The organism is Dyadobacter sp. CY327 (assembly GCF_021390415.1).
Taxonomy (GTDB): Bacteria; Bacteroidota; Bacteroidia; order Cytophagales; family Spirosomataceae; genus Dyadobacter; species Dyadobacter chenhuakuii.
In genome coordinates, this window is sequence record NZ_JAJUXJ010000007.1 from 775,572 (window position 1) to 801,141 (window position 25,570).

Annotated in this window: 25 protein-coding genes and 2 tRNA genes; 12 read left to right on the forward strand and 15 right to left on the reverse strand. The window is 45.6% G+C overall.

The window, feature by feature from the left end; all coding sequences use genetic code 11:
• Positions 1–392 precede the first annotated feature (392 nt).
• The 4 genes from LZG74_RS19540 to LZG74_RS19555 all read right to left on the reverse strand — a co-directional run bounded on the left by LZG74_RS19540 (position 393) and on the right by LZG74_RS19555 (position 3,920).
• Positions 393–1,148, reverse strand: a complete 756-nt coding sequence (locus LZG74_RS19540) for a DUF6882 domain-containing protein (RefSeq protein WP_233798192.1) — start codon at positions 1,146–1,148, stop codon at positions 393–395.
• Positions 1,149–1,506: 358 nt separating this feature from the next.
• Positions 1,507–1,968 carry an ankyrin repeat domain-containing protein gene (locus LZG74_RS19545; protein ID WP_233798193.1) on the reverse strand — a complete coding sequence of 154 codons (462 nt, stop codon included), beginning with the start codon at positions 1,966–1,968 and terminating at the stop codon, positions 1,507–1,509.
• Positions 1,969–2,361: 393 nt separating this feature from the next.
• A complete protein-coding gene (locus LZG74_RS19550) occupies positions 2,362–3,594 on the reverse strand; it encodes a site-specific integrase (RefSeq protein WP_233798194.1) in 1,233 nt (410 codons plus the stop codon).
• A 253-nt stretch (positions 3,595–3,847) separates the two neighbouring features.
• Positions 3,848–3,920, reverse strand: a tRNA-Lys gene (locus LZG74_RS19555).
• Positions 3,921–4,123: 203 nt separating this feature from the next.
• Here LZG74_RS19555 and LZG74_RS19560 point away from each other — a divergent pair.
• Both LZG74_RS19560 and LZG74_RS19565 read left to right on the forward strand, forming a co-directional pair.
• Complete coding sequence (locus LZG74_RS19560; RefSeq protein ID WP_233798195.1) at positions 4,124–4,738, forward strand: SH3 domain-containing protein; 615 nt, start codon at positions 4,124–4,126, stop codon at positions 4,736–4,738.
• 78 nt (positions 4,739–4,816) lie between these two features.
• Complete coding sequence (locus LZG74_RS19565; protein ID WP_233798196.1) at positions 4,817–5,281, forward strand: CHRD domain-containing protein; 465 nt, start codon at positions 4,817–4,819, stop codon at positions 5,279–5,281.
• 80 nt (positions 5,282–5,361) lie between these two features.
• Here LZG74_RS19565 and LZG74_RS19570 read toward each other — a convergent pair whose 3' ends face one another.
• The 3 genes from LZG74_RS19570 to LZG74_RS19580 form a co-directional block, all read right to left on the reverse strand.
• Positions 5,362–6,597 carry a DEAD/DEAH box helicase gene (locus LZG74_RS19570; RefSeq protein WP_233798197.1) on the reverse strand — a complete coding sequence of 412 codons (1,236 nt, stop codon included), beginning with the start codon at positions 6,595–6,597 and terminating at the stop codon, positions 5,362–5,364.
• An 84-nt stretch (positions 6,598–6,681) separates the two neighbouring features.
• The gene (locus tag LZG74_RS19575) at positions 6,682–7,560 is read right to left on the reverse strand and encodes a DnaJ C-terminal domain-containing protein (RefSeq protein WP_233798198.1); all 879 of its coding nucleotides are present in this window, start codon (positions 7,558–7,560) and stop codon (positions 6,682–6,684) included.
• A 60-nt stretch (positions 7,561–7,620) separates the two neighbouring features.
• The gene (locus tag LZG74_RS19580) at positions 7,621–7,842 is read right to left on the reverse strand and encodes a VF530 family DNA-binding protein (RefSeq protein ID WP_026633021.1); all 222 of its coding nucleotides are present in this window, start codon (positions 7,840–7,842) and stop codon (positions 7,621–7,623) included.
• A gap of 116 nt (positions 7,843–7,958) precedes the next feature.
• On the opposite strand from LZG74_RS19580, the gene LZG74_RS19585 reads away from it, so the two are divergent.
• Complete coding sequence (locus LZG74_RS19585; protein ID WP_233798199.1) at positions 7,959–8,939, forward strand: Gfo/Idh/MocA family protein; 981 nt, start codon at positions 7,959–7,961, stop codon at positions 8,937–8,939.
• A gap of 268 nt (positions 8,940–9,207) precedes the next feature.
• On the opposite strand, the gene LZG74_RS19590 is transcribed toward LZG74_RS19585, so the two are convergent.
• Entirely contained in the window at positions 9,208–9,510 is a 303-nt protein-coding gene (locus tag LZG74_RS19590) for a hypothetical protein (protein ID WP_233798200.1), read from the reverse strand.
• 167 nt (positions 9,511–9,677) lie between these two features.
• Here LZG74_RS19590 and LZG74_RS19595 point away from each other — a divergent pair, with 167 nt between their 5' ends.
• From LZG74_RS19595 to LZG74_RS19625, 7 genes are all read left to right on the forward strand, one after another.
• A complete protein-coding gene (locus LZG74_RS19595) occupies positions 9,678–10,517 on the forward strand; it encodes a methylated-DNA--[protein]-cysteine S-methyltransferase (RefSeq protein WP_233798201.1) in 840 nt (279 codons plus the stop codon).
• Between the two features lie 214 nt (positions 10,518–10,731).
• Positions 10,732–11,337, forward strand: coding sequence for a hypothetical protein (locus tag LZG74_RS19600; protein ID WP_233798202.1), 606 nt, complete (start codon positions 10,732–10,734; stop codon positions 11,335–11,337).
• Between the two features lie 88 nt (positions 11,338–11,425).
• A complete protein-coding gene (locus tag LZG74_RS19605) occupies positions 11,426–12,316 on the forward strand; it encodes a hypothetical protein (RefSeq protein WP_233798203.1) in 891 nt (296 codons plus the stop codon).
• Positions 12,317–13,270 carry a tRNA (adenosine(37)-N6)-dimethylallyltransferase MiaA gene (gene miaA / locus LZG74_RS19610; RefSeq protein WP_233798204.1) on the forward strand — a complete coding sequence of 318 codons (954 nt, stop codon included), beginning with the start codon at positions 12,317–12,319 and terminating at the stop codon, positions 13,268–13,270. It begins immediately after the preceding gene.
• A 31-nt stretch (positions 13,271–13,301) separates the two neighbouring features.
• Positions 13,302–13,760, forward strand: coding sequence for a hypothetical protein (locus LZG74_RS19615; RefSeq protein WP_233798205.1), 459 nt, complete (start codon positions 13,302–13,304; stop codon positions 13,758–13,760).
• A gap of 310 nt (positions 13,761–14,070) precedes the next feature.
• On the forward strand, positions 14,071–15,354 hold the full coding sequence (locus tag LZG74_RS19620) for a citrate synthase (protein ID WP_233798206.1): 1,284 nt from the start codon (positions 14,071–14,073) through the stop codon (positions 15,352–15,354).
• Between the two features lie 76 nt (positions 15,355–15,430).
• The gene (locus tag LZG74_RS19625) at positions 15,431–16,036 is read left to right on the forward strand and encodes a hypothetical protein (RefSeq protein ID WP_233798207.1); all 606 of its coding nucleotides are present in this window, start codon (positions 15,431–15,433) and stop codon (positions 16,034–16,036) included.
• Here the strand turns inward: LZG74_RS19625 and pdxH are convergent.
• The gene (pdxH, locus tag LZG74_RS19630) at positions 16,025–16,666 is read right to left on the reverse strand and encodes a pyridoxamine 5'-phosphate oxidase (RefSeq protein WP_233798208.1); all 642 of its coding nucleotides are present in this window, start codon (positions 16,664–16,666) and stop codon (positions 16,025–16,027) included. The genes LZG74_RS19625 and pdxH overlap by 12 nt on opposite strands.
• 106 nt (positions 16,667–16,772) lie before the next feature.
• Between pdxH and LZG74_RS19635 the strand changes: the two genes are divergently transcribed.
• Positions 16,773–18,677: a DUF349 domain-containing protein gene (locus tag LZG74_RS19635; protein ID WP_233798209.1), complete on the forward strand. Its 1,905-nt coding sequence runs from the start codon at positions 16,773–16,775 to the stop codon at positions 18,675–18,677.
• A 113-nt stretch (positions 18,678–18,790) separates the two neighbouring features.
• A tRNA-Thr gene (locus tag LZG74_RS19640) sits at positions 18,791–18,863 on the forward strand.
• A 198-nt stretch (positions 18,864–19,061) separates the two neighbouring features.
• Here the strand turns inward: LZG74_RS19640 and LZG74_RS19645 are convergent.
• The 6 genes from LZG74_RS19645 to LZG74_RS19670 all read right to left on the reverse strand — a co-directional run bounded on the left by LZG74_RS19645 (position 19,062) and on the right by LZG74_RS19670 (position 25,552).
• Positions 19,062–21,314, reverse strand: coding sequence for a xanthine dehydrogenase family protein molybdopterin-binding subunit (locus LZG74_RS19645; protein ID WP_233798210.1), 2,253 nt, complete (start codon positions 21,312–21,314; stop codon positions 19,062–19,064).
• Positions 21,315–21,457: 143 nt separating this feature from the next.
• Positions 21,458–22,471: an aldo/keto reductase gene (locus LZG74_RS19650; protein ID WP_233798211.1), complete on the reverse strand. Its 1,014-nt coding sequence runs from the start codon at positions 22,469–22,471 to the stop codon at positions 21,458–21,460.
• A 41-nt stretch (positions 22,472–22,512) separates the two neighbouring features.
• Complete coding sequence (locus tag LZG74_RS19655) at positions 22,513–23,154, reverse strand: hypothetical protein (RefSeq protein WP_233798212.1); 642 nt, start codon at positions 23,152–23,154, stop codon at positions 22,513–22,515.
• 25 nt (positions 23,155–23,179) lie between these two features.
• The gene (locus LZG74_RS19660; RefSeq protein ID WP_255699428.1) at positions 23,180–23,659 is read right to left on the reverse strand and encodes a (2Fe-2S)-binding protein; all 480 of its coding nucleotides are present in this window, start codon (positions 23,657–23,659) and stop codon (positions 23,180–23,182) included.
• 38 nt (positions 23,660–23,697) lie between these two features.
• Complete coding sequence (locus tag LZG74_RS19665; protein WP_138484962.1) at positions 23,698–24,381, reverse strand: carboxymuconolactone decarboxylase family protein; 684 nt, start codon at positions 24,379–24,381, stop codon at positions 23,698–23,700.
• A 103-nt stretch (positions 24,382–24,484) separates the two neighbouring features.
• The gene (locus LZG74_RS19670) at positions 24,485–25,552 is read right to left on the reverse strand and encodes an alpha/beta fold hydrolase (protein ID WP_233798213.1); all 1,068 of its coding nucleotides are present in this window, start codon (positions 25,550–25,552) and stop codon (positions 24,485–24,487) included.
• Positions 25,553–25,570: the final 18 nt, after the last annotated feature.

The following is a 25,570-nucleotide window of genomic DNA, read 5'->3' on the forward strand; positions in this document are numbered from 1 at the left end:
CTTCAAGTGATCCCGCTGGGATTCGAAGCCGATCGCGGCACCGCCAGGACCCATACATTAAAAGCGGCCGGCGTTCCGGTGTATTGCTCTTCCAACTGAGGTATGGAATTGCAATTAGACAAAAATAGCCCCCTTTCGAGGCGCCTTTGTGATCCCGCTGGGATCATATTTTTTGAAGTAACAAGTTGTTTATCAATTGTTTACGCCCTGCCAAATCATTTACTCACCTTGTCACTCACCAACTTGCGGTGACTAGCTTGCAATTAGCTCAAAGATAGAATTATATGTCAAAGGTCCCGCCTACGATGTGCAAGCTTTTCAGTGGCTCGGAAGGGAAGAGGCTAAATTGTCGTGACACTGTTAGCACAACGGTGACCTCCAAAAGACGTTCTTTAGTCCGATCCTAGGTTCAGTGTCTTCATCTTAAAATAGCATCCCTCGCACACGACTCTATATTTCGCGAATTTCATCGCATTGCGGCTCCATCCATCTTCTGCAACCCTTATTGTTTCACATTCGTCACACCATGCTTGAAAGTCATCCTCGTCCGACAGCTCCATTCCTTCAATGGTTTCGAAAGATTCTTCAAAACCAACTTTGGTATCGAAATTCAGGTGTTGACACACAAACGCAACTCTTCTATATTCGTGATCGCCGCATTCTATGTACTTGTTCTTAATGTTCTTCGCTGTTTCATTGTCAACAAATTCGGTTATGACCAGAAAGATCATTAATCCTTCGTCGTTGACGGGCCGGTAGACACCAATCCCTTTTATAAGTTTAACCGAGATAGCTGTGAATTCCCAAGCTTCAAACTCATCGCTGGCGAAGTGCCCCTCGGTTAGTTTGGCGAAATTGAAACTCTCTCCAAAATCCCTTATCTGACTCGTGGGTTCCTTAACATTTTCCAAAGTATTTTCATTGTGCCATGACCACATCCATGTTTCGGATTTTGACGAGAAGCTCCCTACTTGAAAATATTTAAAATTGAGTTCAGTGTCATCGGTGGAGAAAGTCAGTAAACCGGTTGCTTGATTGTAGAACCAGTTTGCCTGAGCGATGTCAAAAGTTTCTTTGAATTGGTCCTGCAAAGCTTTCAGTTCGTCAATACAATCGCCGGCAAAAGCGTTGTAGTCAGTTATCTCCATACGGTTTAATTTTTAGAAGGTCCAAATAGTCATGCGTGTAAGAAGCTAGTACAATATGCGGGGTAACTTCGTATTGCAATCGGCTACTCTTGGAAACAAATATAGCCAAATCCATAATCTACTTATTTTCCACTCTTCCAGGAATATTTATAAAACTCTCCCGCCAGCGACTCCGGAGCGTTTGGGCGGCCAGATTAGATTGTGACACAATCTGACATCTGGCCGATTGCGGTTAAGAGGCAATCAATGTTCTAATATTTTCAATACCGGGTTTGCATACAGGAAGGAAAAAGTTATAATCTTTGCTTTGTTGACTACCGCCTAAGAGGAAGAACCAAGTAGGTTTATTGCCTCGAAATTAGAAGAATTTGATAATATCATAATTGGCAATTTCTTTGGCGAGGTGATACGAAGAAATTCCAGAATTGTTTTTGCTATGCGGGTTTGCTCCTGCGTCGAGCAGTAGAGTTATTGCACCACCTTTTCCTTGCGAAGCCATCACAGCGCGCCACAATGGCGTGTTGCCATGTTCATCACAAATCTCAATATTTGCACCATTTTGAAGCAATAAAGAAATTGCTGCTAGGTTATAAGATTGAACCGCAAAATGCAATGGTGCCCAACCATTTTTGTCTTGAAGATCAACATTCGCACCCGCTGTAAGTAAACTATCTGTCATATTGGTGTTACCAGCAATTATACTGTAAAATAACGGTGATCTGCCATCTCGATCTACGAAACTCAGGTAGCTTTTCGCAGTGTCCACGTTGCCTTCTTGAATTAACCTGATGTTCTCGGTAGATAACTTTTGACCTTTCATTTTGCTGTGTATTAATTAAAATATAGTTTTTGAGAGTTAGAAGTATCTCGATTTAGGGGACAAGCTCAACCAGGCAATGCCAAATCTACCGAGTTTTTGAAGCACTGGGAATGGCCAGAAGATATTTCTTTTTAACAGTTGATTTTGGGCATTAATACTGTCTAGGCCGACCGCAAAGATGAGCATTTGCAAATTGTTCCAAGACGATTAATCGAAACATCTTCATCCTCTGGATAGGGCACATTGCTAAGCCAAGTCTATAAGGCTGGGCATATTAGGCGGTTCCATCCATAGTTAAAAAGTCCTGAAAATTATTTTTCCCTTGCCGTTTTCACCTTCTCTCTCGCGATCCCCTCTCACAATAGGAGGGGTCGTGAGAGAGAAGGTGCAGCGCTATCCTTCCGTGCCAGACCTTCGTGAGAGCCGACCTTTCAGAGCCTGCATATCCTCACTAACCTTCGTATCAAGAATCTTGGCGTAAATCTGCGTAGTACGAATGTTCGTATGCCCAAGCATTTTAGAAACACTCTCAATCGGAACGCCATTTTGCAAAGTAATAGTAGTGGCGAACGTATGCCTGGCTACGTGTGAAGTAAGAACTTTATTAATCCCACAGATTACGGCAATTTCTTTCAGATAATCATTCATCTTCTGATTACTAGGCACAGGAAATACTAATCCACGCGCCTCGCAAAGTGGATGTTCTTTGTATCTGTCAATAATTTGAAGCGCTTCCGGTAATAGCGGAATATGCGATTTAACATTCGTTTTAGTCCGCTGGCTGAAAATCCACTGCTCTCCGTCAATTCCCCTGGCTATCTGGCTTTTTTCGAGCTTCTGGACATCAGAATAGGCCAGGCCAGTGAAACAACAAAAAAGAAAGGTGTCCCGCACCTGTGAGAGCCGGTCGCTGGCAAATTCTTTGCTGGCCATCAAGTCTAGTTCAGCCCTGGTTAGAATTGCCTTATCAACCTTCTTAAACTTGCCCTTGAAGTTCAAATAAGGGTCGAGATTAATCCAGCCATTACCCAGGCAAATGTTTACGATCTTACGAAACATTTTCATGTGTTTCACCACAGCATTGTTGCCCATCTTGCGGACAGAGCGGAGATAAAACTCGTAATCGGCTATGAAAGCAAAATCTATGCGGCTGATGTCAAAATCAGTCGTGCTGTAATCCCTCTTTAAAAATGCCACGGTGTGACGTTCAAGAACCTTGTAGCGGTTGAATGTGCCGATCGCATATTCCTGGCCAATCAATGCCTTCATCCGCTCGTTGTGGTCTGCGATCACTGTCATCAATAATCGCTGTTTTGGGCCAACGCCTAGATATTTGTTTTTGATCGTTTCCGCTGTTATCAATGCTCCGTCACGAACCAGGGCGGCGTGGGCATCTAACAATTGCTGTTCGAGATTACCGAGATAGGCATTAACAGACTTCACGGCCTCTTTCGCGCCAGTCACTCTACCAGCCACCGCATTCCACCGGCTAGGCTCGCATTCCCGCCCGGTCGTAAATTCTGCTCTTTTACTTTCAACCGTAATCCGTAAGTAAATCGGCACCGGCACTTTTTGATAATTCTTCGGCTTCTTCAAATAGAAAAGCAGACTGATCTTTGTTTTCATACCCCTTTCAGGTTAAAAGTTGAACAAAAGTAGTCTTGCAAGCCTAATCAGCACAAGATGTTTACGTCGTGAACATCTTCACACACAATAAGTTACAGCGATTCTGGTGAGTAAAGCTTGCAGATTCTCGAACTCACCGAATCACTCACCAAAAATTTGTGAAAAATTGAATATTTTGGCATAACCCGGGAAACAAAAAAGCCTGCAATCGTTTGATTTGCAGGCTTTTGATGCTTTTTGTTATTTCTTCAAGTGATCCCGCTGGGATTCGAACCCAGGACCCATACATTAAAAGTGTATTGCTCTACCAGCTGAGCTACGGAATCGTTTTTGCAACTTTCTTTATTAATTGGATTTGCACGGGGCGTTTCCGTAATTGCGATGCAAAAGTAGAATTCAAAAAAGTATAATGCAAGCCCTGAGTAAGAAATACCTGTTAATTTGGATTTTTTTGGGAACTGTCATTGCCCCTGAAACAGCCTTTTCAGCCAATAAAAAAGAGTTAAAAACGGCTGATTCTCTGTTTGCTATGGCAAGATACCCCGAGTCACTTGTACTCTATAAAAAAAATTTTAGCGAAGACGAAAAAAATAACCAGAGCCTGCTTCTCAAACTGGCTTTTCTGGCCGAAAAGACAAATAACTACACCGATTGCCTTTTTTATCTCAGCAAACTCGCCCTCACAAACCCGTCCCGGCGCCTTTTTGAAAAAATGGATAAGCTGGCGGCTGAACAGAATCTAACCGGCTATGAATTCGACGATTACAACTATTTTATAATTTTTTATAGAAGATATGGTGATTACATTCCAATATTGCTTCTAACTTTGGGGACGTACATAGTGGTAATAATGGTTTCAAAAGTTCGAAGAGGCGAGCCGATACTGCAAATACATAAGGTGTCAATTGTCGTGTATCTGCTTGTGTTACTGAGTATTCTTAACGTGCCGTCGCTTTACCGGACTTGCATTATCATTAACGAAAATACGTTCCTGAGAGATGAGCCGTCATCGGCGGCCCCGGTTATCGATCGGGTAGGAAAGGGGCATAAGCTGACAATTGTGGGCTCGGTGGACCACTGGAACCGGGTTATATGGAACAACCGGATCGTCTATATACGTAAAAGTGACCTTTGGAATATTTAAGTGCGGCGCGGGTATCATTTTTGTAACGAGATAAGTTTATATATATTTAGGACAAATTTTTTTTTAAATTAACGATGTATGAAAAAGCCAATGAAACGTTTTTTACTATTGATCGCAGGAGTTGTAATGTTAGGGTTTGTGTCGTCTTGCAAAGAGGAAGGTCCTCACAAAGATGATATTGTGAAGTTCTCCGCAGTTATAAATAGTAGTGCTACTGTTCCAAAAGCTACTTCCGCTGGACAAGGCACAGGTGTTTTTGAATACAACAAAGCCACCATGGAATTGAAATACAACATTAATTATCAGAACGTTACACCGACTTCTGTAAACATCCACACGGCAAGCCCATCATGGGAGGCAGGTCCGTTGGTGTTCACATTGGCTGATAAGCCTACGGGCAGCCAGGTTCAGGGAACACAGAAGCTGAATACTGAGCAACAAACACAATTGATCCTGGGAATGATGTATGTTAACATCCCGAGCGTGAACAACATTTATGGTGAAATTCGCGGACAGATCCTTGCTGATAAAATCGAAGAATAGAAACTTTTAGGAGTTTTTAACCATATAAAAAAGGCTTGCAGCGAACACTGCAAGCCTTTTTTCGTGCCGTAATCCGAACATTAATTTTTCTTTTTCTTCTTCTTGGCCGTTTCGTACGCTTCAACTTCTTTCATCAGCGATTTCAGATCGTCGGTCGTGTCGGCGGTGAAGTCGATGGTTTGTGAATAATCCGTGGCGCTGATGTTGAGGACATCGATGGGTTTATCGAGATAGGTTTGAATTTCTTCAAGCATCGGTTTTTCCTCAGGGCTGCAAAATGACACGGCGCGGCCCTTTTGCGTTCCGCGTCCTGTGCGGCCTACCCGGTGCACATAGTTTTCAGCCTGTTCAGGAAGGTCGTAATTCACCACATAATCAACATTGGCAATGTCTATTCCCCTGGCGCTGACGTCGGTGGCGATCAGCACTTTGGTATTGCCTTTCTTGAACTCGTTCAATGCTGTAAGCCGGTCGGCTTGTTCCTTGTCGCCGTGAATGGTTAAGCTCTTGATCTCCATTCTTTCCAGCGCATTGAAAACCCTTTCGGCGCGCACTTTTGTGCGGACAAAAACGAGGATTTTGCTATCCGGATTTTCTTTGATGACGCGTTCCAGGAAAAATCGCTTGTCATCCATTTCGACAAAAGCAACCGAATGGGTAATGTTCTTAGCAACCCGGTCATTAGGGGAAATCTGGATGCGTATGGCATTCTTTACAAGCGAATAGGCGAGTTTCTTGATCTTCTCATTGATCGTGGCGGAGAAAAATAGCGTTTGCCTGCTCTTAGGGAGAAATTTGATCAGATCCTGAATGTCTTTAATAAAACCCAGGTCGAGCATATGATCGGCTTCGTCGAGGATCAGGATCTCGATGCGGTCGAGCTTAATGTGGCCCTGACTTACCAGATCGAACATTCTCCCGGGTGTGGAAACGAGCACATCAATGCCTTTTTCCAATTGTGCGATTTGCGGACCTTGTTCTACGCCGCCAAAAACGCTGAATGCCTTAACCCTCGTATGCTGCGCCAGTTTCGCAAAAACTTCAGTGATCTGGATCGCAAGTTCCCGCGTAGGGACCATCACTACGCATTTGATCCCTTCTGAGCGGCTGGAAACTTTTTGTTTGTGTAATTTATCAATGACCGGAATCGCAAAGGCGGCGGTTTTACCCGTTCCCGTTTGCGCAATGGCCAATACATCCTCGCCCTTCATAATCGCCGGAATAGCCTTGAACTGAATGTCTGTGGGCTTTTTAAACCCGGCTGTATCGAGGCTGCGCTTGATCTCGGAGGCAATGTGGTAATCTTCGAATTTCATAAAATATGGATTGTAAGGCGGCTTTTCTGGTTCGCCGCCTTCTAAAAACTGCCCAAAGATACGCTGTTATCCAAGACCGCACGATTAATTGTTGAAGGCTTCGGCAATCAGTTCTTTTTGGCGCTCGTTCAGGTTTTCGGGAATTTTTATATCAAATGTTACATACAGGTCCCCGAAACTTTCCGCTTTTTTGTAAACAGGAAAACCTTTTCCTTTCAATCTGACAACACTTCCATTCTGTGTTTCGGCCTTAACGGGAAGCTTTACTTTTCCGCTAAGGGTTTCGATGATCAGTTCACCGCCCAGCAATGCAGTTTTGAGGTCGAGCTCCACTTTCTGATGAATGTCGTCGCCGGTCCTTCTGAGCTTATCGTCGGCAGCAATGTTGAATGTGATGAAAAGATCTCCGTTCTGGCCGCCACTGGCACCCGGACCGCCGTGGCCTGCGATCTTGATTGTCTGGCCGTTTTGAATGCCTGCGGGAACGGTAATGCGGATGTTTTTGCCGTTAACCGTGATCGTCTTCTTTTGCGTATGATATGCTTCCTGTAATGTCAGGTGCAGCTCGGCCTGGTAATCCTGGCCGCGCAATGTCCGCTGCCTGCCGCCGCCAAAGCCGCTTGAAGAACCGAACATGGATTCAAAAAAATCGGAAAAGTCGTTGCCGCCTGTCTGCCACTGGCCTTGCTGGCGCGACGAATGAGCCCGGGACTGGCGCGCCCTTTCAAACTCATCACTATGCTGCCAGTCTTTACCATACTGGTCGTATTTTTTTCTTTTTTCAGGATCGCTGAGCACTTCGTTGGCTTCATTTAGCTCCTGGAACTTCTTTTCAGCTTCTTTATCGTCCGGATTTACATCGGGGTGATATTTCCGGGCCAGTTTGCGGTAAGCGTTCTTTATGTCCTTGTCCTGCGCGTTTTTATCTACGCCAAGGATCTGATAATAATCTACGAATGGCATAATTAAAAAAGTTTAGATCGATTCAGGTTTGTTATTCATATCAAAAAAATTGCGCTCACGTCATTTGCGTTCGAGCATTTTCAAATACAGGTCTTCTACTTTTTTCCTTGCCCACGGCGTTTTCCTTAAAAACTTCAAACTGGATTTAACACTCGGCTCAAACTGAAAGCTATTAATATTAATGTGATAACCCATTTGTTCCCAGCCATAATATTCAACCAGTTCGTTCAAAATTGCTTCCAGGGTCTTTCCGTGAAGCGGGTTATTGGGTTGTATTTCCATGTTTTTTAATAGAATGTTGCCTTCGTTTTAAAGTAGATTTATCCAATTAAATAATTATTATGCTTAACGATTAGTTCAAAGCTGAATCGCGATAATTTCAAACAAAAATCCTGCTTATGGATCAGATAAAATGGGGCATTATCGGGTGTGGTAATGTTACCGAAGTCAAAAGCGGCCCGGCTTTTAACAAAGTTGCCAATTCCAGCCTTGTCGCTGTTATGCGGCGCGATGCCGAAAAAGCAGCCGACTATGCGTCCCGACACAATGTTCCCAAATGGTATGCGGATGCCGACGAGCTCATTAATGACCCGGAAATCAACGCGATATACATTGCCACGCCACCGGATGCGCACGAAGAACTGGCGATAAAGGCTATGAAGGTAGGCAAGCCTGTCTACATTGAAAAGCCGATGGCGTTAAATGGCGCTGAATGCGACCGGATCAATGCATTCAGTAAAGAAAGCGGCGTGCCTGTTTTTGTGGCATTTTACAGGCGTTCGCTTGACTATTTTTTTAAAGTTAAAGAATTGATTGACAGTAAGATAATCGGTGATGTAAGATTTGTCAGCATTTGCCTGCAATGGCAACCTTATGAGGAAGAAGTAGGTGCCGACCGGAAACCGCGCTGGCGTGTCGACCCAAAAATATCGGGTGGCGGGCATTTTCACGACCTTGCTTCGCACCAGTTTGATTTCCTGGAATTTGTGTTTGGACCGGTTAAGTATGCTTCCGGGATTGCGCGTAACCAGGCGGGTTTATATGAAGCGGATGACATCGTTGTCGCCAATTATGAGTTTGAATCCGGTGTGCTGGGCCATGGATGCTGGTGCTATACCATCAACAAGGAACAGCGCGAGGATCAGGCACAAATCATTGGTTCCGCTGGCAGGATCACCTTTTCGTTTTTTGAAAAATTTGACATTATAGTCGAAACAGAATCCGGAACGGAGGTCATTAACATTCCGTATCCGCCGCATGTTCAACAGCCTTTGATTGATTCGATTGTGAAAACCTTACGAGGCGAAGGGACTTGCCCCAGCACAGGAGAAACAGGAGCAAGGGCGAACCATATCATGGATTGGATTACGAAAAAGTAATTTTTTTATAGTTTTACAGTTATTCAATCATCATAACCTCAAAAATTCAATAGTCATGGCAAAGGGTAAAAATCTCGACAAGGGAAGCACGAAAAAAGAGCCTGAGAAGAACCTGAAAGAAAAACGCGCAGAGAAAAAAGCGAAAAAAGACGGCAAAAAAGACTACTAAAACTGCTTAGCGACAATGTCGCACTAAGCAAAGCCAAAGCCAAAGCCAATGTCAGACTGAGCGGAGCCGAAGTCTGCTCAGTCTGACATTGGCTTTGGCTTAATAAACTTCCCGGTTCGTCTTGTATTTGGCGAGCCTTTTTTTGGACCGGACGATTTTTGAATGGATCTTATTTTTCTCGTCCGGTGTCACAATGTCATCAGCCTGAGCCTTTTCTATCGCTGCCAGGATAACATCCTGTTCGCGCTGTAATTTGGAATATTCAAGCTCGGTTAATTTCTTATTTTTATAGGCTGCCTTAATTTCCGAATCGAGTTTTTTCAGTTCGGCTTTGAAATTCTGGGCGTGTGCCTGGTGCATGCCGACAAAAAAAGCGAAGATTGCTATTGCGAAAAACCTCATGATTAGTGGTCGTTAGTAGGAATGTTGCGTTTGAATAACATCGTGAATATAAGGGTTAAGGGACTTAATTTAAAAATTGAAATGTGTGAATGGTTGCTTTTTGAGCAAGTTTCAGGTTGGGTAACCGTGGATTCGAGGCCAATTTTGTATAACAAATTATTAATCCCATGAACCAGGAAAATTATAATTACGACAAAATTGCCAAAGCCATCGAGTTCATCGTCGCCAACGCAAAAGAACAGCCTTCATTATTCGAAGTGGCTGAGGAAGTGAGCATTAGTCAATTTCATTTTCAGCGTGTTTTCACAGAATGGGCAGGTGTGAGCCCTAAAAAATTCCTTCAATTCATCACTGCATCATATCTTAAAGAAAAGATCCGGGAAACATCCAACCTCGTTGAGCTCGCGGAACAAGCCGGTCTTTCCAGCCAGAGCCGGGTTTACGACCATTTCATCAGCATTGAAGCGGTGACTCCACAGGAATTCAAAACTTCGGGCAAGGGGCTGGCCATTCGTTACGGCATTCATCCTACACCATTTGGCGATTGTTTTATCGCAGTAACGGACCGCGGAATCTGCGCCATGGCGTTCGTAGATGAGGCTAGCCGCGAAGCGGAACTGATCGCATTGGCCAAAAAGTGGCACTATGCCAACATTCAGCACGACCAAGATTCTACAAAAAGCTTTATTGACCGTATTTTCCAACCGGCAACGGGGTCGCTGGATAAGCTCCCCGTGCTGATTCAGGGGACCAACTTTCAGCTCAAAGTCTGGGAAGCTTTGTTAAGCATTCCAAAAGGCGCGGTGACCACGTATCAGCAGATCGCCCAAAGTATCGGCCATCCGGCAGCAGTGAGGGCGGTAGGAACCGCAGTCGGCGACAACCCGATCGCTTACCTGATTCCCTGCCATCGCGTGATCCGCAAGGAGGGAATGCTGGGAGAATACCGTTGGGGCAGCCTTCGCAAGAAGGCATTGATCGGGTGGGAGGCGGCGCGCTCTGCATAACCGATCATCGTTGACGCCAAATTTCCCAGGAAAATGGCCTGCTGAGGAATAATTTGCACAACAATTATTGTAAGCCGAATAGCATAATTGTGATTTGCCAATGTTGTAAGGCATTGTCTGCTAAGCATTCACGCTTATTCGCAATGAGATTTTTCTGATATGGACTGATATTCGTAATGTCCTTCGCATTAACAATCAGTAATCTATATCAGTTATGAAAAAGCAATTATTTCGTTCGTTGGCTGTGGCGGCATTTTTCCTGACCATCAGCTCTGTTAGTTACGCCCAGTTCTCACTTGGACTGCAAGGCGGACTTGCCAAATCCAATGTGGAAGACTCTAAAACCGTTGCTGGTGGTGGGGTGAACCTTCGTGTTTTTACTTCGCCCAACTTTGCGTTTGGTGTTGCAGGTAAAATTTACGCAGATGGAAGCGATTATACGGTGGCAGGGCAAACGCTCAGCTCAACGGGCCGGTTGATGCCGGTAACCGGAACGATTGACTACTTTTTTACAGAAGGCGTGATCAGGCCATATGTTGGCGGTGATGCCGGTATTTACTTCTCAAAATACGACGCCAAGTTCAACGGAAATACAATCGTTGAATCTTCAAAACACAGCAACTTCGGTGCGGCGCCGCGTGCAGGTTTGATTTTTGCTTTCGGCAACGTCGGTATTCAGGTTGAAGGAATTTACCATTTCGTTTTCGGTAATAAAAACCACGGATCAACAACGGGATCGGCTAATAACATTGATTTCGAATCGACTTCCAATTTCGGTGGGGTTAATGTGGGTGTGATCTTCGGATTGGGCGGACAGTAATTTCCTAATCAATCGAATAAGTTGCAAAACGCGCTCATTGAGCGCGTTTTTTTGTTACTGATTAAATCTGCCGCTAACTTGCCGACCTATGCCAGTCCCGTCATCACTGATCATCACGCAATCTTTCAGCGAACAAGTCTGTAAATGGCTGAGTAGAATACATTTGCCGTATGAGATAAAACTGGAAACAGCATTTGCGACACATATTGAGATCAGGAATGACAACGGGCGGTCGCTAAACCTTGTGCTCGTAAATCTCGAAGATTGGCAAAAAAGCGGCTCCCCCGACAATTGGCAGCTTGAATTTAGTGAGTTGATAAATAGGCGGAAAAATGGTGAAAAGCGAGTTCTGATCTGGGAGGATTACTGGCTTAAAAAGCCGCAGGTCGTGAAATCCCGGATAAGCGCAATGTTGGGAATTTCGCAGAAAATTGCCGCCAGGCTCACGCAGGTCCGAAGGATTGACCAGGAAACGGCTTCTCATTTTTTAGAAAAAAATCACCTGAATGCTTCGGTTAGCGCTAAGACCAGATTTGGCTTATTCTTGCCCAAACGTTATTTCCGGGTTTTAAAAAGCGATTTTGAATGTGATCGAGAATCAGAAGAACTGCTCGTAGCGGTTGCAACATTCAGTGCGCCGCGTGTTTTTGCCAGAGAAGATGGTCCGTTCAGGTCTTTTGAGCTGTTGCGGTTTGCAAGCTTGCTGGGCACAAATATTTCGGGCGGATTGGACAAGCTGCTTATGGCTTTTGTCAGGGAGAAAAATCCGGATGACATCATGACCTATGCCGACCGGGAATGGTCGGAGGGAGCTGGTTATGAGCAGATTGGCTTCGAAAGAATTTCTGAAACGCAGCCAATGCAATTTTATTTATCTCCCGAGGATATGACGAGGACTGCAAAGTCAAGTCTGGGCGCCATTGCGATCTATAATGCTGGCAGCATTAAGTTTGTTAAGACTTATAAATTGCCCGATTAAATGTCTGAAAATCAAACCGCCGTTCCCCTGCTCGTGATATTAGGGCCAACTGCTTCCGGCAAAACACATTTGTCCGTGAAAGTTGCTGCTATGTTGGGTGGTGAAGTGATCAGTGCGGATTCGAGACAGGTTTACAGGGATATGGACGTTGGAACCGGAAAGGATCTTGCTGAATATCAGCTGAATGGTGAAAAAATCCCATATCATTTGATCGACATTATGGATGCTGGCGAGCAGTATAATGTCAATGCATTTCAAAAGGATTTTGAAACGGCATATAAAACGGTTCTTTCCAACGGCCATGTGCCAATCCTATGCGGCGGAACTGGTTTTTACATACTGTCGTTGCTCAAAGGTCATGCATATGCCTCCATTCCGGTGAATGAGGCACTCCGGACAGAATTGGAAGCATTGCCGAAAGAACTGCTACTAGCACGATTTGAGCATTATAAAACTGCTTATCAGCAACTTGCGGACACTTCGACCAGAAAGCGATTGATCCGGGCCATTGAAATATCCGAGTTTCTGACGCATAACCATGCTGAGAAAGCATTTACAGAGAAGCCTGCTTATGGTTACATTGTTTTTGGTTTAAATCCTCCGGTGGAAATCAGGCGGGATCGAATCTCTAAAAGATTGCGGACGAGGTTGGAGCATGGTTTGATTGAAGAGGTTAAGGCATTGCTGGAACGAGGCTTAACAGCAGAGCAGCTGATCTATTATGGATTGGAATACAAATGGATCACATTATATCTGACCGGCGAGCTGCAATACGAGGAAATGGTGGTGCGCCTGGAAACGGAGATCCACCGTTTTGCAAAGCGGCAGATGACTTTTTTCAGGAAGATGGAAAAAGACGGCATTAATATCCACTGGCTTGATAGTGAACGCAGTGCGGACGAGCAGGCAGCAACCGTAGCTTCGGTTTATCAGCAATATTTAGCATTGAAATAAGAGTAGTTTACCCTAAAAGACGTCATATAAAATGAATAAGAAAGTGAGCAGCCTTTTGCTGCTGTTGGCCCTGAGCGTAACCGATGCCTACTTGCTTGCACATCCCAACCTGATCGGAAAGCTCGGTGTGATGGTTTATAAGCACGTTTACATCCGGAATTTTCCGAGGGCTTTGCTGACGGTCTTGCTCGTTGTGGGCATTTCGCTGGCTCTTTGTGAATTGATAAGGAGGTTTGCAGACCGGAAGCCGGCTACTATTTATTACAGCTGGTTATTGGGCATCGCGGTGTTTTGGTTTGGTTACGTTTATCTCACGTTCTCAACCTTTTCCTATCGCATTACCGGCAAAGCATTTATCTATGGCGCTCACCTGCTGCCGGTTATTCTGGCCGGGCTGTTTGGGCGTTACCTGATCAAGCAGATACTGAGCAAGCCCAGGTATGTAGAGACGGATCCGACTGTGAAATGGACAAAGGATAAGGAAGCTTGACGGCTGCGAATTGCATTATTTTCGCCTATATATGTCTTCAATAGAATAATATCATATTTACTTTAAATTGTGAAATATTATTGCCCCAGTCCCGATTTTGCACAAATAAAACATTGATAATAATAGAAAGTACACAGTTTTTTAGGATATTGCGGCTTGTGTCGGATCAGGAAATGGTTACTCTTGCGTTCAATTAACACAAAATTAATTTGTTGGATAAGTAAATCAGGAGCACGGAAAATCTTTGGATTGAATTGACCCGATTTACCTATATCTTGTCATTAACCTTTTTAATTTTATTCCCATTAATATGTCCCAAATAGCTGAATTAACCCTTGAAGGTAAGAAGTACGAGTTCCCCATTATAGAAGGAAGTGAACAGGAGAAAGCGATAGATATTGCCAAATTACGTGACCAGACAGGGTATATTACAATTGATGCAGGTTATAAAAATACAGGCGCAACAAAAAGCGCTATAACGTTTCTGGATGGAGAAGAAGGGATACTGAATTACAGGGGTTATTCGATTGAGGATCTGGCTGAAAAGTCGTCATTTCTGGAAGTGGCTTACCTGCTTATTTACGGAGAGCTTCCTACGGCGAAGGAGTTTGAGGAATTCGAGCACGCGATCAGGACGCACACCCTCGTGAATGAGGATATGCGCAAGATATTTGAAGGATTTCCGGTAAATGCGCACCCTATGGGCGTACTTTCGTCGCTGGTGAGCGCGATGAGTGCTTTTTATCCTGAAACTTTTGATACCAATTCAGAAGAGATCACGCAGCTGCATATCATTCGTTTGCTGTCCAAATTGCCGACGATAGCAACCTGGTCTTACAAAAAATCGCAGGGTCATCCGGTGAATTATCCGCAGAATGACCTGGATTATTGTTCCAATTTCCTGAATATGATGTTTTCGCTGCCCGTAGCGAAATACAATGTGGATCCCGTTGTTTCTGCCGCATTGAACAAATTGCTGATCCTGCACGCAGACCACGAGCAAAACTGCTCTACTTCGACAGTAAGGCTCGTTGGATCATCTCATGCCAATATTTACTCTTCCATTTCTTCCGGTATCAGCGCACTTTGGGGCCCGCTTCACGGTGGTGCAAACCAGGAAGTGATCGAAATGCTGGAAGCGATTAAGAATGATGGCGGCGACACGCAGAAATACATTAATATGGCCAAAGACAAATCGAGCGGTTTCCGCCTATTTGGTTTCGGTCACCGCGTTTATAAAAACTTCGATCCCCGTGCCCGCATCATTAAAAAGGCGGCAGACGATGTTTTGAACAAATTGGGCATCAATGATCCTGTTTTGGAAATTGCGCAGAAACTGGAAAAGGCGGCTTTGGAAGACGAATATTTTGTATCGAGAAAGCTTTATCCAAATGTAGATTTTTATTCTGGGATCATTTACCGTGCATTGGGCATTCCTACGAATATGTTCACGGTAATGTTCGCAATCGGTCGTCTTCCGGGATGGATCGCGCAGTGGAAAGAAATGCGTGCGAACAAAGAGCCGATCGGTCGTCCGCGTCAGATCTACACAGGCGCTCCGAAAAGAGATTTTGTTCCGATGAACGAACGCTGATCAATTTAGAAATAACACTTTCAATATCAAGAGATTGCTTGTAAATAGCAGTCTCTTTTTTGTTAAATAAAATACAATGCTGATAAAACAAAAACACCTCGAAGGCATCATGTCCGGCAATGTTTCCCTTGCTTTTCGCAAATGGAAAAAGCTTTCGATCAGGAAAGGCAGCCTGCTCCAGACGAGCATTGGGGTAGTGAAGATTACGGACCTTGCAGAAACTGAACTATTCAAAATAACGGATGAGGATGCCAGGCTTGCCGGTTATGAAAACGCACAAGCGGTAACGAGCGAACTCGAAAAAGTCACGAACGGCGCCATTTACCGGATCGAACTTGGCTACGAAAGCCCTGATCCGCGCATTGGTCAGAGAGAACAAAAGGAAATTACGAACGAAGAGCTGGAAGCACTGAAAGAAAAGCTCCTTAACCTGGACAAGTTCAGCAACCAGGGCAAATGGACGACCAAAGTGTTAAAAGCGATTCAGGATAATCCAAAACTACCGGCTGTTGCGCTGGCAACAAAGGTGAACAAGGAAAAGGAATGGTTAAAGACCAATGTCAGAAAACTAAAAAACCTGGGTCTGACGATTAGTCACGAACCAGGTTATACGCTGTCGCCCCTCGGCGAATATGTTTTGAAATCACTTCCTGAAAAGCCTCAGAAAGGATCAGGGATATAATCTTTCGATTTCCCAGCTGCCTTCATCCGTTTTTTTATAAACAAGCCGGTCGTGAAGGCGGCTGCTCCGTCCCTGCCAGAATTCGAAGTAATGCGGGATCACGCGGTAACCGCCCCAATGTGGCGGGCGCGGCACCTCGGCACCTTCGAATTTTTGTTCCAAAAGTAGTGTCCGTTCTTCCAGCTCAGCGCGGCTTGCAAGATGCTCGCTTTGTGTGGATGCCCACGCGCCGATCTGGCTCCCGCGCGGCCGCACGGCAAAGTATTCGGCTGATTCCTGATTCGTCGTTTTCTCAACCTTTCCTTCGATCCGGACCTGCCTTTCCAGCTCTTTCCAGAAAAACGTAACCGCCACAAACGGGTCCGATTCCATTTCCTTTGCTTTTTTGCTTTCGTAGTTCGTGAAGAATGTAAAACCGGCCTGATCCAGGTCTTTCAGAAGCACAACTCTTGCCGAGGGACGACCGTCTGAAACCGTGCTGAGGACCATTGCATTGGGCTCCACAACGCCTGCTGAAAGTGCTTCGTCAAACCATAATTTAAACTGTGTGAAGGGATTAGGGTCCAAATCCTGTTCATCTAAACCCTTCAAATTATAATCCTGTCGTAATTTGGCAATATTATGGTCCATTGGATGCTAATATGTTCAATGTTAAGAAACCAAAAGTAGCCATTTCAGAGGAAAGATTATTAGATTTGTAATCCATAAGAGACGTACGTACGAAACCAGAATCACGATGGCACAAGAACAACAAGAAGGGGTCAAAAGCGATGAGCAGGAAGACCTGACACAAAAGACTATCGACACCCTTGAAATTGATCTTAACAATGAGTTGACGGAAGAACATGAGGAGGAAGTGCCAGACGTGGATTACAGCCAGTTGTCTAAGGAACAGCTTGTGAATATTTTGGAAAATGAGTTGGCGTCTATCAATGCGGAAGGTTCAAAACCAGCAGCATTGAAAAAAGCGGAATCCGTTGCGAGAGAAATCCGTCCGGTCCTTGATTCGATCAAACAAAAGGAGAAAGAAACTGCCCTGGCAGCATTTGTTGCAGAAAATGGCGGTGAAGAGGGGTTTGAATACAAATATGATGCGGAAACCCAGAAAATAGATGCTTTGAGCCGCGAGATCCGGGGTTTGAAAAACAGCTACTATCAAGGGCAGGAAAAAGAAAAAGAGAAGAATTTTAATGTAAAAACGGCTCTGCTGCAACGTCTGCGTACATTATTAGAAGACGAAGGCAGCAAAGAAACCGATGCTTCCGGGTTGAAATCGAGCTGGGAAGAATTTAAGAAGATCCAGGAAGAATGGAAACTAGCCGGTAACATTGCTTCTCCGCACAACGGAACGCTTTGGGCAACCTATAACGCGCTGATCGATCGTTATTTCAGCAACCGGAACATTTACTTCGAGCTGAAAGAACTGGATCGCCGCCGCAACGCTGAATTGAAAGCGGAGCTTTGCGAAAAGGTGGAGGAGCTGGGCAAGTCGCTGGAAACCCGTCCTATGACGCGTGAAATCCTGAACGAGGCCAATCACATTTTTGAAGACTATAAACACCTTGGCCCGGCACCAAAAGAGGACCAGGAAAAGTTGTGGCAGCGGTTTAAAGAAGCACTGGACGTGCTTTATAATGCGCAACGCGGTCAGTTTGCAGAGCAGAAGAAGTCGATGCAGGAAAATTACGAGCAGAAGCTTAAAATCTACGAAGCAATAACACCCTTCACGACTTATAATTCGGGCAGCATTAAGGAATGGAATGCCAAGACAAAGGAAATAATGGCATTCCAGGACCAGTGGGTTGCGTTGAAAGGCATTATGCCGCGTGAAGAGGGCAAGGATCTGAGCAAGAAATTCTGGGCAGCATTGAAAACTTTCTTCAATAATAAAGGAGAGTTTTTCCGTCAGCTGGAATCGAAGCGCGAGCAAAACCTGGAATTGAAAAACCAGCTTTGCGCGGAAGCAGAAGCTATTCTGGAGACGGGTGAGGATAACCCTTCAACGACTCAGAAGATCATTGAGCTTCAAAAGCGCTGGAAAGGGATCGGACAAGTGCCTGAAAAATTCAAAGACACTATTTACGAGCGTTTCAAAAAGGCTTGCGATGCCTATTTTGATCAGAAACGCGCCAAGAATAAGGAGGTTGAAGAAGAATTTGAAAGCAACCTGAAAAAGAAAGTCGATCTGATCGAAAGAATCGAGGCGGCTGCCAACAATAAGGACGAGTCAACATTGAACTTGCTGAGTGCGTTCAAGGGCGAGTGGACGTCTATTGGCTTTGTTCCTAAAAAGGACATGCAGGCGATTCAGAAACGATACATTGCGGCGATTAACACATATGTAAGCGCAATCGGCCAGCTCTCGAGCAAGGAGAAGGAGCAGGCGGTTTTGGAAAGCGAAGTGGAATTGGTTCGCGATGGCGATAGCAGCCGTAACCTTTACAGGAAAGAAAGCGACATCCGACGCAAGATTACGCAGCTTGAAAACGACATTGCGCTTTGGCAGAACAATATTGAGTTCTTTGCGAAATCAAAAACGTCGGACCGGTTGAAAGCAGAATTCGAAAGGAAGATAAATAGTGCGCTGAGTCAACTGAATGACTTGAAACACCAACTATCTATCATTCAGGAAGCTATATAATTTTCGAAAAAAAGTTGAAAAATTTTAGCGCTAAATGTTGCGCTGTATAGCCTTTCCTACTACTTTTGCACCATGATAACGGAATAACAAACGGTATCAGAAAGTAAAAAGAGGCCTCCATAGCTCAGCTGGTAGAGCAACTGACTTGTAATCAGTAGGTCGTTGGTTCGATCCCGACTGGGGGCTCCTGAAAATCAAGCACTTACAAGGTAAAACTTGTAAGTGCTTTTTTATTTGCAAACAATTTGCAAACATTTTGGGTGTGCAATATGAACGGATCAGAAATCCACGAAAGCGCTGATTTTAAATTAACGAAAGAAAAGACCCACGAAGCGATAAGCTTGTGGGTCGAGTCAAAGTGATTATCTCATATCTTCTGATGCTTTAAATAACTTTTTCCGTTTCGTCCTTGAAAGGTTGGTTATAATAACGCTTGCCTTTCATCTTATATAAAGCATTCGCCACGGCCCCAAAGACCGGTGGAAATGGAGGTTCCCCCAATCCGGTTGGATCGAGTTCGTTTTGCACGAAATGGACTTGAATGCTTTTGGGCACTTCGTTTATCCGAATCATCCGGTAATTATGAAAGTTGCTCTGCTGGGCGGCACCTTCTTTGTGGGTCAACTGGCCATAAAATGCATTACCGATCCCATCCACGACCGCGCCTTGCACCATATTGGTAGCAGCATCGGGATTAATGACAATCCCGCAATCCATTGCGCTGAAAACGCGCTCGACATAAGGCTGGCCATCTCGTGTGATCATATCCACGACGTGCGCCGCATAGGAATTGTGACAAAAATAAGCGGCCACCCCACGGTTGTATTTCTCATTTCCGGGCTTGTTCCAGTTAGATTTATCACGCACCAGTTCCAGTACACCTGCGTAACGGTCTGCATCATATTCGTTGTTTTTGCCTACCGGCTTTTCCTTTGCCCTTTTCAAAAGTTCCAGCCTGAATGCGATCGGATCTTTGCCAGCTGCTTCTGCTACTTCATCTAGAAACGATTGTTCGGCAGCTGCGTTGAAATTGGACCGGGGAGCCCGGAAAGCACCTATGGTAATGTTTGAGGCGATCTGCCAGCCTTCTGCCAGGTAGTTGTCAACAGCCCCGGCCGGAAAACGGTTTGCATGTATTGGATGCTCGGGAATGCCGCCTCCTTTCACATGAAAAGCAATCAGGTTTTTATTGCCGTCCAAAGCAGCGCGGTAAGTGGCTGTGTACATCGGGCGGTAAATACCGTAGGTCATGTCGTCCTCCCTTGTGTACATCAGCTTAACAGGCGCTTTCATTTTTTTGGAAATCAACGCAGCTTCGTAGAGATAATGCCCATACGCCCTGCGTCCAAAGCCACCGCCCATGCGCGTCATTTGTATCTCAATCTTGTCGGCGGGCAGGTTTAATAGCTTTGCAAGTGTAGGCTCAGACCAACCTGGGGCTTGCAAGGGCCCCGCTACCAGCGCCTTTTCATCTGTCACATGGGCAAAGAAATTCATCGGCTCCATGCAATTATGAGCCAAAAAGGGCCCGTTGTATGTACGCTCGATTACCTGGGCTGCATTCTTAAACGCTGCTTCCGGATCACCATCTCGTCTCAACTCCTGAGCTGGTTTGGCAGCATATTCCTGCATTTGCTGCATCTGTGTGGTTGTACTTTCGAGCGCTCCTGGAACGGTAACTTCCCGCTTTCCGCCCCTTCCACCCATTGTGTCTTTCACATCACCAGCTGCTTCCCAGTTGGCAACCAGTTTTTTACGCGCACTGATCACTTCCCAGGTGCTACTTCCGACTATAACCAACAGATCATTGAACGTACGCGTATCAAAACCGCCTTGTTCAAAATCGGCCGCATATAATTTCAGGGTGAAAACATCTTTAATGCCCGGCATTTTCAATGTTTCGGCAGCATCGAAGGATTTTAGTTTCATTCCAAAAGCAGGCGGGTGCTGGATCATGGCGATCAGCATTCTGTCAACACTATAATCCAACCCAAAAAGCGGCTGGCCGGAAGTGATCTTCGTTATTTCTACATTCTTTTTGGACTTGCTGACAATGGTAAAATCCTTTGGTGCTTTCAGCTTCAAATCTTTTGGTACAGGCACGCTGGCTGCTTTGCTGGCCATATCTCCATACTTGGCCGATTTCCCGCTCGAATGCGACAAGACACCTGCCTTGGTGCTCACTTCGCTGGCTGGCACATTCCAGGTTTGGCCGGCAGCTTCTCGCAGCATCTGCCTGACAGCTGCCCCGGCCTCACGAAGGGGTTTCCAGTACATGCGCACAGAATTGCTTCCGCCTGTAAACTGTGCCCCGAGTTTGGCCGGATCGTGTGGCCCCATTTCGACGCTCACGTTTTTCCAATCCACATCCAGTTCTTCGGCCAGCATCATCGGCAGGGAAGTCATTACATTCTGACCAAATTCAGGGTTGGGACAAATGAGCTTCACCTTGTTATCAGGTAAGATATGAATGTAACCATTCAGGGTTGCCCACTGCTCAGGCAAGCCCAGCGCCTGGGTCTCATCAGCAGATTTGAAGCTGGATAACCAGCTCACGGTAAGCATCATTCCGCCACCAGACAGGATTGAAGCTTTTAGGAAAGAGCGTCTGTTCAAGGCTGTTTTATCTTTGTCCATGTTCGGATATCTTTAAATAGTTAACTAAGAATCTTTTTTGCTTCAATCTCTAACTGGCCAAGTGCATGTATTTCTATCTTTTCGGGCTAATCCTGTAAGGACAGACTTTCATCAGCAATAGCAAATAAAGCAGCGTCCACGGGCTATTTGCCAACCCGGTTCTGCAACGCTTCGGGATATCGCGCCCCTTCAATTTTAATTTTCGAAGCTGCAGTTTCGATTTCAGCCAGGTCCTGCTCGCTAAGTTGGACTATTGCCCCGCCTAAGTTCTCTTCTAACCTGTGCAGCTTCGTTGTTCCTGGAATAGGCACAATCCAGGGCTTTTGCACGAGCAACCAGGCCAATGCAATTTGCGCCGGGGTGGCAGGCATTCCTGTGTCAGGCATTCCTGTTCCACCTTTTTGCTGCGCAATACGATTAAGCAATTCCACCATTTCCTGGTTTGCCTTACGTGCTTCTATGGTGAAGCGGGGTACGATATTTCTGAAATCGTTTTTGTCAAAGTTTGTGTTCTCGTCGATCTTCCCAGTCAAAAACCCTTTGCCTAACGGGCTGAATGGAACAAAACCGATCCCCAACTCTTCAAGAGTGGGGATAATCTCATTTTCTGGCTCTCGCCACCATAATGAATATTCACTTTGCAACGCAGCGACTGGCTGAACCGCATGCGCCCGGCGAATCGTTTGCGCGCCTGCTTCTGAAAGTCCGAAATGTTTGACTTTTCCAGCCTGGATCAACTCTTTTACTGCTCCGGCCACATCTTCTATTGGCACCTGTGGATCGACCCGGTGTTGATATAGCAAATCGATGCGGTCTGTTCTAAGGCGTTTGAGTGACGCTTCAACAAATGCACGTATATTTTCAGGCTTGCTGTTGAGCCCGCCTTTCGAGTCGCCACCTTCAAAGCCAAATTTTGTCGCAATCACTACCTGATCCCGAAAAGGTTCAAGTGCTTCGCCCAGCAGCTCTTCATTGGTAAATGGCCCGTAAGCTTCGGCAGTGTCAAAGAAAGTTACACCGCGCTCGAATGCAGCCCTAATTAGTGCAATGCCATCATTTTTATCTATCGCCGGGCCGTAGCCGAAGCTCAATCCCATGCAACCCAGGCCAAGTGCTGACACTTCAAGCCCGCTTTTTCCTAATTGTCTTTTTTCCATTGTGTTCTTACTTTGTCGTTGATGATCCTGAATTGAAAGTCTTACTTCTTGGGGGCGTAAGCGCCGCTTTGAAGCCAGGTAATCCAGGCTTTTTTAAATTCGGCATGTGTTACCGGTGGCAATGTCCTTCCTTCTCCTGGATCCCAGCCTGCCAACACAAGCCCATCATCGGCATGCTCGATCAGCTTTTTGATATCCTTGTTCCCATTTTGCTTTTTGTCGACCAGCTGTTTAGCCAGCTCATGCGCACTTTTTCCTTGAAAAACCATTTTCATGGCAGCAGGCGGCAAATGCCACTCAGGGTTGCCGGGCGGCATATGAAGGCCAGCTATGTTGGTTTCCTGATGGCAATTAGAACATTTCATGGCATAAACGCCCTTGCCATCCAAGCCACGTTTGGGTCCCATCGCATGCAAATGGCTGTCATCACCTTGCAATGGCACATCACCAGCCGGATGGCAGTTCATACAGCGCGGGCTCATCAGCGTTTTGTAAACAGTGTCAAAAGCTTGCACCGACGCTACGCTATCACGGTTAATGGTACTGAATGTAATCTGTTTTACCGGCGCATCATTTCGGAATGCAGATGCCCCGACGGCGATGATAAAAATGAATATTGACAGCACGGTAGCGGCCTTTTTTGGAACAAATAGTTTCATTCCATTTTCTGATTTTTGCTTCATAAGGTGAGTTTGAAAATGGACGGTGTTAACACTTCGTACCTGTTTTTTTCTGCATCTCGGCAGCCGTGTGGATTGCCTCGCGAATCCGCAGGTAGGTGCCACAGCGGCAAATATTACCCGCCATCGCATCATCAATATCCTGGTCGGTCGGATTAGGCTTTTCGCGCAGCAGCACCGCAGCCGACATAATCTGCCCGGAATGGCAATAACCGCATTGCGGCACGTCAATTTCCTGCCAGGCTTTCTGGACAGGGTGTGAATTTGTTTCAGACAACCCCTCGATCGTTACCACCTTTTTTCCAGCAGCCCGGCTGACCTTGGTCACACAAGAGCGTACTGCTTCGCCGTCTAAATGCACCACACAAGCCCCGCACTGCGCGACCCCACAACCATACTTAGTCCCTTTCAGACCAGCCAGATCGCGGATCGCCCACAAGAGCGGCATTTGCGGATCAGCTTCCAAAGGGTAATCCTTTTTGTTGATGTTTAATGTGATTTTGGCCATGGTGAATAGTGTTTACATTGATGGTGAGATGATACTTTTTATCTTTCGTCGGATTTATTGCTGCTTAATATTTCGTTTAAAACTGTATTTGCCGCTGTGGTTTTCTGCTTGCCAATTGTTGGGGCAATGACCGTGACAAACTCTTTTAACTGGGCAGGCGACCAACCTGTACGTAGTGAAATGTTCAAATGGCTTTTGAGCATCGGCTCTGCCTGGCCAATAGCGCTGATTACCGAAATGGTCACCAGTTCCCTTTGGCCGTAGGTCAGCACATCTCTTTCAAAGATGTCTGCAAACAAATGTTCCTTTAAGAATGTGTCTATGGCCGGCGCAAATGCCCCATAGCCCGAAGGCTGCTCGGGCTGCGGCGTGCCCGTCAGCTCTCCTAATATTTTTTTGCCGCGCTCATATTTGTTGCTATCAGCAGCAGCAGGCGATGCTTCTTTTCCCATATTATCATTAATGCCCCTGGCTTTCCTTTCTTCAATGACCTGCATGAATGTTTGCAGGCCTCGAATGCTCCGTGGAAAGCCACAATAGGCATAGGTATGTACCAGGACTTCCTTAATCTCATTGACACTCAAACCTGCATCAAGGCCCCCTTCAAGCTGTTTTTTTAGCTTTGGGATCTCACCTTGTGCTGTCAGGGAAGAAATAATAATGATACTTTTCTCTTTTGAATCTAACCCTTCTTTGGAGCTGGTCACTTTCTGTGCATTCATGCCGCTAGTAGCCACCAAAATTACCGCTAACACCGTTATTAAGGCAGATGATTTTAACCTGATGGTTCTCAATTTGATTTTGCTTAAATCCATAGTCTAATGATTACTTATCCAGGCCTTTTTCTTTTAACCATTTCTCCAACGCGCCTGCAACTTGCTCACTGTTTAAATCCGACATCAGAAAATGGGTATTGCCTTTAATACCTATCTCTGGCAAATGGACAATAGTCGCATCACCCCCGTGGCTGTTTACCACCTTTGCCCACTGGCGCGCCGTAGCCAATACATTCCTCCAAAAATTAAGTGAAGCTGCTTTCGTTTCGTCATTCGGGATAAAATCACCGAAATAAACCACGATGGGTATTTTGGTTAGTTTCTTGAACTCTTCAAGCGGCACTCCTTTACCGCCACGGTTGCCTTCGGGCTCCTGGCCTTCGGGAAAGGTAAACCCGCCCGGCTCATAGGCCACAACGGCTTTAACATGCTGGTTTATAATAGCCGTCTTCCATCCCGGCGAACCACCGGCGGAATGGGTAAACAAGATCCCGTCGCCAGATTTATCCATCACTGCCGACATAGCATTTACAATCGTTGCTTCATCGACACTGCCCGTGTTGGGCGTCATCATCCGGAAAAAATTATTGAGCGATACGCTGTCTTTTGGAAACTGCACGCCCTCATTAAAATCTGGATACAAGCCGATCCGGAACTGGGTGAACCAGGTCTGATCATCTGGTGTGGCCGTGATCTGTCCCGGCTTTGAAGTTTGCCCTGCATGGCCACGCCCGGGTTGGTCTACTAGATAAATACCGTAGCCTTTTCTTAGAAAGATATTGGCAAAGCCTTCCCTTCCATCGGCCGTGGTTTGCCAACTGCGGCGAGACTGCCCGTAGCCATGCAGGAAAACCATAGAAAGTCGCTTTGCCTTTGGTGGGATCTGGTAAAACACGTCGGCATGGTCCCCGTGGCGGGTTTGTCCGCCCTGCGCTACATTCCAGGGTTTTAGCGCGTCGAATGTGCCCTCACTTTTGGTTACGCTGCCGCCAGCCGAAAAAGCGCCCTGCTCCTGGATGATTAAAGGTTTCTGACTTTTAGTTTTCTGTGGCTGGCCTTGCAAGCTTACTATGGAGCATATCACACATACAAGGCTTAGCATTGCTTTATTTCTCATATCTATTGCATTTAATTT

Bases quoted from the DNA above. Each gene is read 5' to 3' on its own strand.
- LZG74_RS19635 (WP_233798209.1), top strand. From the start codon at position 16,773: ATGGCACAAGAACAACAAGAAGGGGTCAAAAGCGATGAGCAGGAAGAC.
- LZG74_RS19620 (WP_233798206.1), top strand. From the start codon at position 14,071: ATGTCCCAAATAGCTGAATTAACCCTTGAAGGTAAGAAGTACGAGTTC.
- LZG74_RS19565 (WP_233798196.1), top strand. From the start codon at position 4,817: ATGAAAAAGCCAATGAAACGTTTTTTACTATTGATCGCAGGAGTTGTA.
- LZG74_RS19665 (WP_138484962.1), bottom strand. From the start codon at position 24,381: ATGAATGCACAGAAAGTGACCAGCTCCAAAGAAGGGTTAGATTCAAAA.
- LZG74_RS19575 (WP_233798198.1), bottom strand. From the start codon at position 7,560: ATGCCATTCGTAGATTATTATCAGATCCTTGGCGTAGATAAAAACGCG.
- LZG74_RS19625 (WP_233798207.1), top strand. From the start codon at position 15,431: ATGCTGATAAAACAAAAACACCTCGAAGGCATCATGTCCGGCAATGTT.
- LZG74_RS19550 (WP_233798194.1), bottom strand. From the start codon at position 3,594: ATGAAAACAAAGATCAGTCTGCTTTTCTATTTGAAGAAGCCGAAGAAT.
- LZG74_RS19570 (WP_233798197.1), bottom strand. From the start codon at position 6,597: ATGAAATTCGAAGATTACCACATTGCCTCCGAGATCAAGCGCAGCCTC.
- LZG74_RS19660 (WP_255699428.1), bottom strand. From the start codon at position 23,659: ATGGCCAAAATCACATTAAACATCAACAAAAAGGATTACCCTTTGGAA.
- LZG74_RS19560 (WP_233798195.1), top strand. From the start codon at position 4,124: ATGGCAAGATACCCCGAGTCACTTGTACTCTATAAAAAAAATTTTAGC.
- LZG74_RS19585 (WP_233798199.1), top strand. From the start codon at position 7,959: ATGGATCAGATAAAATGGGGCATTATCGGGTGTGGTAATGTTACCGAA.
- LZG74_RS19655 (WP_233798212.1), bottom strand. From the start codon at position 23,154: ATGAAGCAAAAATCAGAAAATGGAATGAAACTATTTGTTCCAAAAAAG.
- LZG74_RS19590 (WP_233798200.1), bottom strand. From the start codon at position 9,510: ATGAGGTTTTTCGCAATAGCAATCTTCGCTTTTTTTGTCGGCATGCAC.
- LZG74_RS19650 (WP_233798211.1), bottom strand. From the start codon at position 22,471: ATGGAAAAAAGACAATTAGGAAAAAGCGGGCTTGAAGTGTCAGCACTT.
- miaA (WP_233798204.1), top strand. From the start codon at position 12,317: ATGTCTGAAAATCAAACCGCCGTTCCCCTGCTCGTGATATTAGGGCCA.
- LZG74_RS19540 (WP_233798192.1), bottom strand. From the start codon at position 1,148: ATGGAGATAACTGACTACAACGCTTTTGCCGGCGATTGTATTGACGAA.
- LZG74_RS19545 (WP_233798193.1), bottom strand. From the start codon at position 1,968: ATGAAAGGTCAAAAGTTATCTACCGAGAACATCAGGTTAATTCAAGAA.
- LZG74_RS19670 (WP_233798213.1), bottom strand. From the start codon at position 25,552: ATGAGAAATAAAGCAATGCTAAGCCTTGTATGTGTGATATGCTCCATA.
- LZG74_RS19595 (WP_233798201.1), top strand. From the start codon at position 9,678: ATGAACCAGGAAAATTATAATTACGACAAAATTGCCAAAGCCATCGAG.
- LZG74_RS19580 (WP_026633021.1), bottom strand. From the start codon at position 7,842: ATGGAAATACAACCCAATAACCCGCTTCACGGAAAGACCCTGGAAGCA.
- LZG74_RS19605 (WP_233798203.1), top strand. From the start codon at position 11,426: ATGCCAGTCCCGTCATCACTGATCATCACGCAATCTTTCAGCGAACAA.
- LZG74_RS19600 (WP_233798202.1), top strand. From the start codon at position 10,732: ATGAAAAAGCAATTATTTCGTTCGTTGGCTGTGGCGGCATTTTTCCTG.
- pdxH (WP_233798208.1), bottom strand. From the start codon at position 16,666: ATGGACCATAATATTGCCAAATTACGACAGGATTATAATTTGAAGGGT.
- LZG74_RS19645 (WP_233798210.1), bottom strand. From the start codon at position 21,314: ATGGACAAAGATAAAACAGCCTTGAACAGACGCTCTTTCCTAAAAGCT.
- LZG74_RS19615 (WP_233798205.1), top strand. From the start codon at position 13,302: ATGAATAAGAAAGTGAGCAGCCTTTTGCTGCTGTTGGCCCTGAGCGTA.